This window comes from Kitasatospora sp. NPDC058478 (assembly GCF_042720345.1).
Lineage (GTDB): Bacteria > Actinomycetota > Actinomycetes > Streptomycetales > Streptomycetaceae > Kitasatospora.
In genome coordinates this window covers 112,425-125,403 of record NZ_JBHXML010000015.1, presented here as the reverse complement: position 1 = coordinate 125,403, position 12,979 = coordinate 112,425, and the positions used below count along the sequence as shown (strand labels likewise).

The following is a 12,979-nucleotide window of genomic DNA, read 5'->3' as shown; positions in this document are numbered from 1 at the left end:
CGCGCCCGCGCGGGGTGCCCCTGGGGCCTACCTTGGTGTTGGGGGTGGGGGTAGGGGGGGGGGGGGGGTGCCGGTGGGGTACCCCGCCCCGCCGCCGGAACTGCCGGAACTACCTGAACTGCCGGAGGGTCAGACCGCCGGGGCCGGGTAGGTCGGGAACTCGACGCCCGAGACGTACTGGACGACCCGGATGACCTGGCAGGAGTAGCCGAACTCGTTGTCGTACCACAGGTAGAGGATCGCGTTGTCGCCCTCGACCTTGGTGGCGCCGGCGTCGACGATCGAGGCGTGGCGCGAGCCGATGAAGTCGCTGGAGACCGCGTCGGGGGAGTCGATGAAGTCGATCTGACGCTTCAGCGGCGAGGTCAGCGAGACGTTGCGCAGGTAGTCGAGGACCTCCTCGCGGTTGGTCTCGCGGGCCAGCTGCAGGTTGAGGATGGCGATCGAGACGTCCGGCACGGGGACGCGGATCGAGCTGCCGGTGATCTTCGCCTGGAGGTCCGGGAGGGCCTTGGCGACGGCCGAGGCGGCGCCGGTCTCGGTGATCACCATGTTGAGCGGTGCCGAGCGGCCGCGACGGTCGGCCTTGTGGTAGTTGTCCAGCAGGTTCTGGTCGTTGGTGAACGAGTGGACGGTCTCCACGTGCCCGCGCAGCACGCCGTACTCGTCGTCCATCGCCTTCAGCGGCGGGACGATGGCGTTGGTGGTGCAGGAGGCGCAGGACAGGATCTGCTCGTCGGGCTTGATCGTGTCGTGGTTGACGCCGTGGACGATGTTCGGGACGTCGCCCTTGCCCGGCGCGGTCAGCACGACCTTGGCGATGCCGGGGCGCAGGTGCTTGGACAGGCCCTCCCGGTCGCGCCAGCGGCCGGTGTTGTCGATCAGGATGGCGTCCTTGATCCCGTACTCCGTGTAGTCGACCTTGGTCGGGTCGTCGGAGTAGATCACGGTGATCTCGTTGCCGTTGGCGATGATCTTGTTGTTCGCCTCGTCGACGGTGATCGTGCCCTGGAACTGGCCGTGGATCGAGTCCCGGCGCAGCAGCGAGGCGCGCTTGACCAGGTCGTCGCCGCCGCTGTCGCGCACGACGATGGCCTTCAGGCGCAGGCCGTTGCCGGAGGCCTTCTCGATCAGCAGGCGGGCGACCAGGCGGCCGATCCGGCCGAAGCCGTAGAGGACGACATCGCGGGCGTCGCGGCGCTCCAGCTTGTTCTCGCCGGTGGCGCCGGAGACGGCCTGGGCGGTGAACTCCTCGACCGACAGGCCGTGGTCGTCGGCCCGGTAGGTCGCGGCGAGCATGCCGATGTCGATCTGCGAGGGGCCGAGGTCCAGGGTGGTCAGCGCACTCAGGAAGGGCATCGTCTCGGTGACCGAGAGCTCCTCGCCGGCTATCTGGCGGGCGAAGCGGTGCGTCTTCAGGATGCTGACCACCGACTTGTTCACCAGGGACCTGCTGTGCAGCAGGACGGTCACGTCCCGCTCGCGGTGCAGTCGCCCGATGATCGGGATCATCGACTCCGCGATCTCCTCGCGGTTCTTCCAGTCCGTGAACACGTCGTCGTTGACAGTCACAAGTCCATCTTTCGAGCTGAGGGTGTTGCGCACATGGTAGCTTCGCCCGCCCCCGCCCCTTCCGCCGGTCCCTCCCCCGCCCACTTCGCCCGAGCCCCCGACCTGCACTTTCGCCCGCTCACCCACCCCCAGAGGTGATCACCGCCACCCCGCGGCCCCGCTCGGACCTCACCGCGCGCCACCCGGGCCGACGGCCGTGGGTGGGAGCGCCAGGTCGGCGAGCAGGCCGTCCAGGACCAGCTCCTCCTCGATCCGGCGGCCGGCCGCGAGCAGTGACGCGCGCAGGGCCTGGTCCCAGGGAGCGTCCGTCGGGGTGCCGGTGAGGGCCGCGGTCGCGGGGTGCGTGTCGAGGGCGGTGCGGTAGTCGGCGGCGGTGTACCGCCACGGGGTCCAGGGGACGTGGGCCAGCAGCCGGGTGGCGATGCGCAGGCCGCCCCAGTCGAAGTCCCCGTGGTAGCGCAGCGTCCATCCGGTGTCGGCGTAGAGCCTCAGCAGGCGCAGGGCGGCCGTACTGGGCTGGCCCTGGACGCAGACCAGCGGTGCACAGTCGGGGCCGAGTCGGTCCGCGGCCGCCAGGACGACGGCCGGGTTCTCGCACACGTACGCCGTGCCGCCGCGGGGCGGACGAGGGGCGTCGCGGACGAGTTGCCGGAGCGTCAGCACGGCGGGCTGGCCGACCGATCCGAGTGCGGCGAGGGCCCGTCCGGTGGCGGTGTCCCGGTCGCCGGGGAGGTTGAGGGCGATGACCTGCGACGAGAGCTCGTCGAGCAGGAGCCCCGCTGCCGCCCAGGTGTCGCGCCGCGCCTGGGCGCCGTCGCCGGGCGGAGTACCGGTGAGGGCCCGGACGGCGTCCAGCGTGAGGGTGGCCAACGGGCCGTGGTCGAGGGCGTGGGCGTCACCGGTGTGTTCGGCGGCGAAGGTGCTGAGCGAGCGCGGCGGCGATGCCGGCAGGTGCGGCAGCAGGCGGGCCAGGTCGGCGAGCAGCGGTGCGGCCTCCTCGGGGCCGCGGGCCAGCCGGCGGACGAGGCCGGTGGCGTGCAGGGAAGCGTACCAGTCGGCGAGTTGGGGGCGGGCGGCCACCACGGACGCGAGTGGGGCGAAGGCGTGCTCCCAGGCCAGGGCGAGCCGGTCGGCCGCTTCCTGTCGGGGTACGACCGGCCCGGTGAGCGCGACGACGGCGGCGGCCAGCCCGTCCGGGCTGGCGCCGCTGGCCCGCAGCACCCGGTCGACGGCGGCGAGGGACACGGAGAGCGAGCGCCCCGGACGCGGCGCGCGGCCCAACAGCCGGGTGACGGCGGCCCGTTCGGCGTCGGCCGCACCGGCCAGGGTGACCGTGCCGTCGAGTGGCCGGGCCGCCTCCATCCGGCGGCGCGCCCGGTCGAGCAGCCAGGTGAGTTCGGGTGCGCCGATCAGGCGCTGGAGCCGGGGCACGTCCATGGTCAGGAGAACACGCCTTCCTGCCGTTGGCCCGGCACCTCCGCGTCGGCCACGCGGGAGCGCCGGCGGCCGTCCCACTCCCAGCGGGTGACCAGGACGGCGGCGATCTCGTCGACCCGGGAGAGCTGGGCGATGGCCAGGCCCGGGACCTCCGGGTAGCAGCCCCATTCGCGCTCGGAGGTCATCACGACGTCCAGGTCGAAGGCGGTGAGCAGGCCGAGCGACTTGGCGCGGGAGTCGTCGTCCACCCCGGCGAACGCCTCGTCCAGGGTGACCAGGCGCGGCGCGTACGGGCTTCCGGCCGAGGCGTAGTGCGAGGAGGCGGCGGCGAACAGCGGGAGCGAGACGGAGAGCACCCGCTCGCCGCCGGAGGCCGGGCCGGTGGCGGACTGCCACTTGCCGTGCTGGTGGCGCTCGATGCCGAACTCGTGCCAGGAGCGGTAGTCCAGGGCCGCGGTGAGGTGCTCCAGCCAGGTCCCGGACGGGTTGTCGGTGCGGGCGCGCTCGATCTGCGCCTGGAGGAAGTCGCCGAGGGCGGCCCGATCGGCGGCGGTCCAGGCGTCGGAGGACTGGCGCAGGAGGCGGTCACGGGCGGCCGCCAGGCCGCCGGGAGCGTCGCGGGCGGGCCGCCACACCAGCCGGAGCAGCATCCCGGTGCTGGTCGGACGGTCCTTGAGCTCCCCGTTCATCCGCAGGACCTGGTGCTCGGCGGCGCTGACGAGTTCCTGAAGGGTGCCGGCCACCTCGGTGATCAGGTGGTTCTCCAGGATCTCCTGCTCCCGGGCGGAGAGCAGCCGTTGCCGGTCGGCGACCTCGGTGGCCAGGGCGGCGGCCAGCTCGGGGACGGAGCGTTCGCGGCCCTGGAAGACGATGTCGACGACCAGGCCCTCCTCCAGCATCCGGGCCGCCGCGCTGTGCCCGTGGCGGGCGAGGGCGTCGGAGAGTTCCTTGAGCTCTTCGGTGATCCGGCGCTGAACGCGTTCCCAGGCCGGGTCGGCGTCGTCGACGGATTCCAGTTCGCGCTCGACGGCCCGGGCCAGGCGGACGGCCGGCTCGGGGGCCCAGGAGTCGCCGGCGTGCTCCTCGGCGAGGTCTGGCAGGGCGACGACGAGCAACCCGGTGGCGGCGAAGCGGCGCAGCGCGTCGATCGCTTCGGCGCGGGTGCGGGCGGTGTCCTCGATCTCGATGCGGACCCGGGTCCGCAAGGCGTCGGCGGCGGCCTGGCGGCCGGTGGCGGCGTTCTGCTCCCGCCGGGTGGCGCGCTCGCCCTCCTCGCATCCCCGCAACGTCTCTGCCACGTCGGCGAGTTGGCGTTGAAGCTCGGCGACGGCGGCGCCGACGGTGGCGGCGAGCGTCTCGTGGCGCTCCCCCGCCGTGACGGCCTCCCGCGCCGCGTCGCGCGAGCGCTCGGCCAGCTCGGTGACGCGCTCGGCGGCCCGGCCGTGGTCGACGGCCTCGGCCGCCAGCGCGGTCCGGGCGGCGCGGGTCTCCCGCACGGCGGGCCAGAGTTCGGCCAGGGTCTCCCGGTAGGAGCCGAGGGCCTCGCGGGCCTGCCGCAGACCCGCACCGGTGGCGGGCAGGCCGAGTTCCCCGGCCAGGTCGTGCAGTTCGGCGGTGGAGTGCTCGGCAGCGGCGGCGGCCTCGGCGGCGATCCGCTCGGACTCCCCGCGGCGCTCGGCGGCGCGCGCGTGCTCACGGTGGGCCGCCGTCGCCACGGCGTGCGCACCGCGCAGGGCGGCGTCGTCCGGCAGGGCCGCCTGCTCGGCCGCCAGGGTGCGGACGTCCGCCTCCACCCGCGCGGAGCGGTCCGCGAGGTCCGCCGACTGCTCCGCGAGTCGGGCGAGTTCCGTCTCGACGACGGCCGTCCTGGCTCGCCGGGCCTGCTCGCGGGCACCTTCGCCGAGGTACTCGGCGGCCGGTTTGGACCAGGCGCCGGCCAGCGAGCCGAGGCGGAACCGCCCGTCCAGGCCGATCCAGCTGCCGGCGTGGGGCAGTTCCTCGCCCACATGGAGCAGGCCGATGCCGGCGAGGAGCCGATCGACCAGTTCGTCGGGGAGAGCGGCCGCGGCCGGATCGGACCGGTCCACCGCCGGGCGCAGTACGGCGGTGAGCGAGGCGCCGTCCACCGGTGCGCCGACGGTGGCCAGGATGTCGCCGATGCCTGCCGCGGCCACCGTTCCGTCGGGAGCGACCCAGGCGTCCAGCAACCCCGAGGCCTCCAGGGCGGCTTCCAGTTCGGCGGCCTGAGCGGGCGCCAGGTCGTCGGCGACGTCGACCAGCTGCCACAGCGGCGCGCCCGGGCGGCCCTGTCGGGCCTCGCGCGAGCGGGTGTGCGGGGCCTGCGGACCGCGCCGGCCACCGCGCCGGAGTTCGGCGAGCTCGCCTTCCAGCCGGTCCCTGCTCTCGTCGACGTCCCGCTGCTGCGACTCCAACGCCGCCCGAAGCCGCGCGAGTTCGGCGCCGACGGTGGAGGCTGCCTGCTGCGCCGCCACCCGGGACGGGTCGGCGCCGGCCAACGTCCCGACCCACTGGTCCAGTTCGTCGAGCATTCCCCCGGGGTCGGCGGGGCGCAGCAGCCGGCATCCGGTGAGGTACGAGCGGACGGCCGCGAGGTAGTCCCGGCCCTCCCGCGCCGTGCTCTCCTCGGCCTCGGCCCGCAGCTCGGCCCGGTGGGCCAGTTCGCCGTCCGCGTCCTCCCGCCGACGGCGGGCCCGGTCCAGCTCCCGGATCGAGTCCTGGGCGGTCGCGAGGTGCTCCTCGACCAGCGCGATCGAGCGCTGGCGGCGGTCGGTGAACTCGGCGGCGTTGTGCTGCGCCGTTCCGGGGACCTCTCCCTCGACGAGGGGGCGGACAGCCCGCTCCGCGTGCTCCCGTTCCAGCCCGGCCGTGCTCGCCGCGGCCAGGGCCCGGTCCAGGACGACGCCCTGAGCACGCTCGGCGGCCTCCGCGCGGGACCGCGCACCGCCCAACCGGGCGGCGAACCGCGTCAGTTCCTCCTCGGCCCGCAGCCGGTCGGCCTCGGCGCGTTCGGCGTCCCGCGCGGTGCGCCCGGCCAGGGCGGCGGCCTGCTCCAGTTCGCGGGCGCTGCGCATCTCCGGACCGGCCCGCAGGGCCTCGTCCCTGGCCCGCAGACCGGTACGCCGGCGGTCCAGCTCCTCCAACCGGGTCTCGGCCTCGGCGAGTGCGGTGCCGGCCGCCTCGAAGTCCTGTTCGGCGGTGTTGAGTTCGGCCCGCAGCGCCTCGTAGCGGGAGTGCTGCGTGCGGGGGGCGCGGGCCTTGCGCCGGGCCGCCACCCGGGCGTAGCGGCGGTAGTGCTGGAGGAAGGAGCCCGCCGCGCGCTCGGCGGCGGCCATCACCGCCAGCTGCTCCTTCTCCTCGTCCAGCGAACGGAACGCCTCCGCGACGTCGGCGACCACGGCCTGGTCCATCGGCGGCAGCGACTCGGTCAGGGCCCGGGAGAGCGTCCTCTCGCTGGGCCGCTTCGACAGCTGCGGCTGGCGCAGCTGTACCAGCAGGTCGACCAGGGCCGCGTACCGCTGCTCGCCGAGGCCGAACAGCGCCTCGTCCACCGCGCGCCGGTACGCCCGCGCCGAGTCGTACAGCAGGCCCCGGCCGTCCAACGCCTCGGCCAGCCGGTCACGGCCGATCGCGGCGCCGGTCGAATCCACCAGCCGCAGCTCCGGACCGATCCGCCGGTCGGTGACGAAGTACCAGTGGCGGGCGATGCCCCGGCCGCTGACCGCCTTGAGTCCGCAGCCGAGCGTGGTGTAGTGCGCGGTGCCGTCCTGGTCCAGGCGGCCGAACTCGATCCAGGTGTAACCGAGCCGCTCGGGGTGCGGGTGCTCGCCGCCGAGCAGCAGGTTCCACTCCATCCGCTTCTTCGGGTCGGCGTCCGGCTCCACCCGGTGCGGGGAGAGGTCGCCGTCCAGCAGGAAGGGCAGGGTCAGGGCGAGCACCTTGGACTTGCCGGTGCCGTTGTTGCCGCGGAAGAGCAGTCGGCCGTCGCGGAAGTGGAACTCCTCGACGTCGTAGTAGAAGAGGTCGACCAGCCCGACCCTCAGCGGCTGCCAGCGCGTACGGGTGGGCAGGGGCAGGGGCAGCCGCGTCCTGGCGGTGGTGTTCATCGGGTCCTCGCGCCCTTCGTGCGGCCGGCAGCCGTCTTCGTGTTCTTCTTCGGGTTCTTCCGGGGCGCACTCTGGCCCGGTTCCAGCAGGACGGTCTCACCGACCCGGTAGCGGTCCAACGCCGGCCTGGGCCGCACCAGGGCGGCGCCGTCCGAGGCCACCGCGCGATCCAGCAGCCCGAGCGCGGTCAGCCGGTCCACGGCCTGCTCGGCCAACTCCACCTCGGCGCCGGGAGCGGTGGCGCTCCGCCGCCAGAACCCGGCGTGCTCCAGGGCCCAGCCGGCCACCTGCCGGTGCACGTCGGCCAGCGGGACGGTGCCGCCCCGTCCGGCGAGGTACTCGGCCACCAGCAGCGCCACGTGGCCGTCGGTGCCGGACTCCGGCATCCGCAGGTCCGTCAGATCGTCGTCCGGGTCCACCATCGCCAGGCCTTCCGCCCTCACCTCCGCGACCAGGCCGGTGAGTTCGGCGACGCGCCGGGTCAGCGCGCCGCGTTGGGAGGTGAGGTAGGCGCTCTCGCTCTCGGTCAGTCCGTCCAGGTAGAGCACCGGATCGTCCAGCAGCCGACGGGAGAGGGCGTGCCGCAGCGCCCGGTTGCGCAGTTCGTCGCTGTCCGGCAGCACTTCGGCGTTGAGTTCGGCGAGCCGCTCCTCGAAGCCGTCCGCGCGCACCGTGCTCGGGCCCCGCCGGGAGACGAGCAGGACGGCCAGCACCCGGCGGTCCACGTCGTACAGGGCGTCCCCGGCCGACTTCAGGAAGGCGTCCTCGTCGCCCGCCACCTTGGCGAGCACGCCCCATTCCAGCAACAGCCGGACCACCGCCACCAGATCGGTGCGCTGCTCCCGGTCGGCAAGGGTGAATTCCACCCCGGCCGCGTCGAGTGCGGGATCGGCCGCCGCGAGCACCACCTGCTCCGCCAAGCGGCCCAGCGCGATCTGCTGCTCGGCGCGTTCCAGCACCGCCAGGCACAGACAGACCAGGACGTAGCGGCGCCGCGAGAACGGCAGGCCGGTGCGCTGGTCGCGGGCCGGATGCGTGGGATCGTCGGGCCGGCCCGGAATGCGGCGCAACCGGACCACCTCCGAGTCCACCGACAGCGCCCAGCCGGTGTTCCGGTCGAACCAGGTGCGCAGCTCCGTCGCGTACTGCCGCACGAGGCGGAACTCGTCGGCGTGGGACCCGCCCGCCCGCAGCAGCGGACGACGCAGCAGCGCCCGGGCGGCTCGACGGACCTCCGCGGAACGTTGCGCGGCGAGCACGTCGCCCAGGCGGTCGTCACTCACGGTCGTCACTCACGGTCGGCCCCCACGGGATCGTTCTCGTTCGCCAGGTCGATGATCTCGACCAGATGTTCCGGGCCCCACAGCACGCCGTCGAGGGTGCGGATCTCGGCGATCCCGCCGCCGCGAAGCCTCGTCAGCCTGATCTCCATCGTCCCGTCGTTGGTGGTGGCCGCGACCGAATCCGCGCCCGGACGCCAGGCGGACAACGCGTCGCCGAGGAGCAGCAGGAACAGCCGGAAGGCCTCCCGGTCCAGTTCGTCCAGCTCGCTGAGCCGCACCTCGCCCCGGGTGGCCAGCCGGGCCCGGACCGCCGCCGTCTGCTCGGCCTGCTTGCGGGCCAGCTCGGCCAGGTACGCCTTCGCCTCGCCACGGTCCTGCACGGACCGCGACCGGCCGCGCCGCTCGTACGAACCGGTGCGGCGCAACTGCGGACTGATCCGCACGCCCGCCGCGTCGTACCAGGACGCGGAGGCGGGCACCGGCTCGGTGTCCCGTTCGGCCAGCGATTCCTGATCGATCGTCAGATGCCTCGCCGAGTACAGTCCGAACGCCGAGCGCCACAGCCGGTGCCGGGAGTCGTCGTCGGGCGCCTCGGCGAACCACCGGGCGAGTTCGCGGAAGTCCGCCGAGCGATCCGATCGGCCCGCCCTGCGCTCGTTCAACGCCTGGACCACGCTGAGCAGTTGGGGAATCGCCTGGCGGGCGGCGGAGCGCAGCAGCTTGGCCTGCGAACTGCGGCCCGGCACGCTGAGGAACCAGGCCCGCAATCCGTCCCAGCGGCCGGTCCAGCGCCGCTCCCCCGCCGCCAGCGCCTCGGCGGCCAGGTCCGGAGCGGCGTCGGCGGCCTCACGCTCAACGGCCAGGCGCAGCAGCGGCCCGATCCGCCCGTCCTGGGACGCGCCGAGGTGCTCCAGCAGCCCCGCGATCTCGGCGCCCCGGGTCACCAGGTCCTCGATGAACCGCTCCAGGTAGTCGATCAACCGCTGTTTGTAGGCGAGGAACACCTCGACCTCGGCCTCGTGCAGGTCGACCGTCCGCTGGAGCGAGCTCATGAACGCGCGGGCGTTCTCGGCCAGCCCCGAGAAGCGGTCCACCAGGGCGAGGAGCGCGAGGTGCGTCACCGCCGGGTCCGGTTCGTCCCGGTCGGCCAGCGCCAACAGCGCCCGCAGGTGCACGGCGATGTCGGCGAGGGCGACCGCCTGCAACTCGCCCCGCCGGCCGAGCGCCGCGTCGTACGCCGCCAGCGCCTCCTCCGCGGCCTCTCCCGCGCGGGTGAGCTGGTAGATGTACCGGGAGCGGTAGAAGTCCTCCAGGGCCGTGACCCGGCCGGTGTCGGGATCGGGCCGCAGGTTCCCCCACTTGGCCAGTCGTTCCAGCGCGGTGGCCACCGCCTCCACCGACGGTCGCCCCTCCGGCGGGAGGCCCAGGTGGACGTCCTCCGGGCGCAGGTGGACGGTGAACTCCTGCTTGGCCCGGACGAACACCCCCATCACCTGCCGGTAGAGCTCGCGGCCCTCGGTGGCGAGATGCGCGAACGGCCGGTATCGCTCGTCGGCTCGGTCGGTGTCGCCGACCGGCGGGCCCGCACTCGGGTCGTCGACGCTGGTCATGGGCGTCATTGTGCCGGACGGCCGTACCCGCCCGAACCGATTCGGCGGATCCGGGCACATCCGGCGGCCGGATTTGCCGGGGGTGCGGGGTGGTGGGGTAATGGAAGCGACCCGTGCTTGAGCGTTCCGCGAACGACCCGGGAGCAGCCATGACAGACGGTCCCGAGCCCATCAGTGCCGAGGCCCTGCGTGCCGTGCAGGAGGAGCTGGCCGAGCTGCGCGCCGAGCGGGCGAAAGTGGTGGGGACGCTGCGCGGGGAGGACGTGGGCGACCGGGCGGACGCGGCGGACGAGTTGCAGCGGGCCGACGACGTCGCCCGGCTGGACGAGCGGATCGCCGAGCTGGAGGCCCGGGTCCGCGAGGGGGCCGCCGCCGGGCCGCCGTCCACGGAGGTGGTGGGGGTGGGCTCCACGGTCACCGTGCGGTTCGCGGACGGGGTGGAGGAGACCGTCGAGGTGGCGGAGCTCGCCGAGGTGCGGGAGGAGACCCTGGTGACCGCCGACAGCCCGCTCGGGCGGGCGCTGCTCGGGCGGCACGCCGGGGAGACCGTGAACTACGAGGCGCCGAACGGCGCGGCGAGCGCGGTCGTGCTGTCGGTCGGCGGACGGCGGGCTTCGTGAGCTCCCCCGACGACCCTCAACAGAGCCCCGCCCAGGACGAGCCGGCCGTGGGCCCCGACCCCGTCGGGCCGCCGCAGTTCGCGCCGTACCACCACCCGGCCGCCGGCTGGGGTGCCGCGAAGAGCGTGACGCGCTTCCTGGTCAAGGAGGGCGCGTACGTGGACGGGCCCCGGGCGATCATGCGGATGAACCACGAGAGCGGCGGCTTCGACTGCCCAGGGTGCGCCTGGCCGGACGACACCAAGGGCCTGCACCTGGACATCTGCGAGAACGGCATCAAGCACGTCACCTGGGAGATGACCCGCAAGCGGGTCGGCCGCGACTTCTTCGCCGCCCACTCGGTGACCGAGCTGTCCGGGTGGAGCGACTTCGCGCTGGAGGACCAGGGCCGCCTCACCGAGCCGATGGTGTACGACGCCGGCTCGGACCATTACGTCCCGATCAGCTGGAAGGACGCCTTCGAGCTGGTCGGCCGCACCCTGCGCGAGCTGGACGACCCGAACCGGGCCGCCTTCTACACCTCCGGCCGGCTCGGCAACGAGGCCACCTTCCTCTACCAGCTGATGGCCCGCGAACTGGGCACCAACAACCTGCCGGACTGCTCCAACATGTGCCACGAGGCCAGCGGACGCGCCCTCCAGGCCTCGCTGGGCACCGGGAAGGGCACGGTCGACCTCAAGGACTGGGAGGTCACCGACGCGCTGTTCATCATGGGCGTCAACGCCGCCTCCAACGCGCCCCGGATGCTCACCGCCCTCGCCGACGCGCACCGCCGCGGCGCGCAGATCGTGCACATCAACCCGCTGATCGAGGCGGCCGCCACCCGCACCATCGTCCCGCACGACTTCGTGGACATGGCGCTGTTCAAGTCCACGAGGACCAGCACGCTGAACCTCCAGCCGCGCATCGGCGGCGACATGGCACTGGTGCGCGGCATGGCCAAGGCGATCCTGGAGCAGGCCACGGCCGACCCCCAGGCCCTGGACCGGCAGTTCATCGAGCGCCACACCACCGGGTTCGAGGCCTACCGCGCGCTGTGCGGGGCCACGCCCTGGGAGGAGATCGAGCGGCAGAGCGGGCTCGGCCGGGCCGAGGTCCTCAAGGCCGCCCGGGTCTACCGCGACGCCGACCGCTCCATCGTCAGCTGGTGCCTGGGCGTCACCCAGCACGAGCACGGCGTGGACACCGTGCGGGAGATCGTCAACCTCCTGCTGCTGCGCGGCAACCTGGGCCGCGAGGGCGCCGGCCCGTCGCCGGTGCGCGGGCACAGCAACGTCCAGGGCAACCGCACCTGCGGCATCGACCACCGCCCCTCACCCGAGTTCCTGGACCGCCTCGCCGAGGCCTGCGGGATCGACCCGCCGCGCGCGCACGGCCTGGACACCGTCTCCGCCGTCGAGGCGATGCGGCGCGGCGAGGTGACGGTCTTCGTCGCCATGGGCGGCAACTTCGCGCTCGCCGCGCCCGACACGCCCTACACCTACGAGGCGCTGCGCGGCTGCGAGTTGACCGTCCAGGTGAGCACCAAGCTGAACCGCAGCCACCTGGTGCACGGCCGCCGGGCGCTGATCCTGCCGTGCCTGGGCCGCACCGAGAAGGACCACCAGCGCGGCGGGGTGCAGAGCACCTCGGTCGAGGACTCGATGAGCATGGTGCACCTGTCCGTCGGCATGAAGCGCCCGGCCTCCCCGCACCTGCTGTCCGAGCCCGCCATCGTCGCCGGGATGGCCCGCGCGGCGCTGCCGGACAGCGGGACACCGTGGGAGTGGTACATCGAGGACTACGACCGCATCCGCGACACCATGTCCCGGGCCCTGGACGGCTTCGAGGACTTCAACCGCCGGGTGCGGCTGCCCCTCGGGTTCCGGATCAAGCAGCCGGCCCGCGAACTGGTCTTCCTCACCCCCTCCGGGCGGGCCGAGTTCTCCACCGCCCCGCTTCCCGACGTCGTTCCCGCCCCGGGCACCCTGGCGCTGGGCACCATGCGCTCCCACGACCAGTGGAACACCACCATCTACTCCGACAACGACCGCTACCGGGGCGTGCGGAACCTGCGCACGCTGGTCTTCCTGAACACCGACGACATGCGCGAGCGCGGCATCGCCGAGCTCGACCCGGTCGACATCACCAGCACCGCGAAGGACGGCAGCACCCGCACGTTGAACGGCTATCTCGCGATCCCGTACGACATCCCGCGCGGCTGCGCGGCGGGCTACATGCCCGAGATGAACGTGCTGTGCGCGATCGGCGACTACAGCACCCAGAGCGACCAGCCGATCATGAAGCACCTCAAGGTCACCGTCACCAAGGCGTAGGAGGCGAAGGGATCAGGC

General features: G+C 73.6%; 7 protein-coding genes. 2 read left to right on the top strand and 5 right to left on the bottom strand.

What is annotated here, in order from left to right:
- Positions 1–129: 129 nt before the first annotated feature.
- The 5 genes from ACFWPT_RS11225 to ACFWPT_RS11205 form a co-directional block, all read right to left on the bottom strand.
- The gene (locus ACFWPT_RS11225) at positions 130–1,572 is read right to left on the bottom strand and encodes a glyceraldehyde-3-phosphate dehydrogenase (protein ID WP_380377891.1); all 1,443 of its coding nucleotides are present in this window, start codon (positions 1,570–1,572) and stop codon (positions 130–132) included.
- Positions 1,573–1,740: 168 nt separating this feature from the next.
- Positions 1,741–3,009, bottom strand: coding sequence for a TIGR02679 family protein (locus ACFWPT_RS11220; RefSeq protein ID WP_380481233.1), 1,269 nt, complete (start codon positions 3,007–3,009; stop codon positions 1,741–1,743).
- A gap of 2 nt (positions 3,010–3,011) precedes the next feature.
- Positions 3,012–7,133 carry a TIGR02680 family protein gene (locus ACFWPT_RS11215; protein ID WP_380481230.1) on the bottom strand — a complete coding sequence of 1,374 codons (4,122 nt, stop codon included), beginning with the start codon at positions 7,131–7,133 and terminating at the stop codon, positions 3,012–3,014.
- A complete protein-coding gene (locus ACFWPT_RS11210) occupies positions 7,130–8,416 on the bottom strand; it encodes a TIGR02678 family protein (RefSeq protein ID WP_380481227.1) in 1,287 nt (428 codons plus the stop codon). Before ACFWPT_RS11210 ends, ACFWPT_RS11215 begins: the two co-directional genes overlap by 4 nt.
- 5 nt (positions 8,417–8,421) lie before the next feature.
- Positions 8,422–10,026: a TIGR02677 family protein gene (locus tag ACFWPT_RS11205; RefSeq protein WP_380481225.1), complete on the bottom strand. Its 1,605-nt coding sequence runs from the start codon at positions 10,024–10,026 to the stop codon at positions 8,422–8,424.
- Positions 10,027–10,175: 149 nt separating this feature from the next.
- Between ACFWPT_RS11205 and ACFWPT_RS11200 the strand changes: the two genes are divergently transcribed.
- The gene (locus ACFWPT_RS11200) at positions 10,176–10,646 is read left to right on the top strand and encodes a GreA/GreB family elongation factor (RefSeq protein ID WP_063349744.1); all 471 of its coding nucleotides are present in this window, start codon (positions 10,176–10,178) and stop codon (positions 10,644–10,646) included.
- Complete coding sequence (locus ACFWPT_RS11195) at positions 10,643–12,961, top strand: FdhF/YdeP family oxidoreductase (RefSeq protein WP_380481221.1); 2,319 nt, start codon at positions 10,643–10,645, stop codon at positions 12,959–12,961. Before ACFWPT_RS11200 ends, ACFWPT_RS11195 begins: the two co-directional genes overlap by 4 nt.
- Positions 12,962–12,979 lie beyond the last annotated feature (18 nt).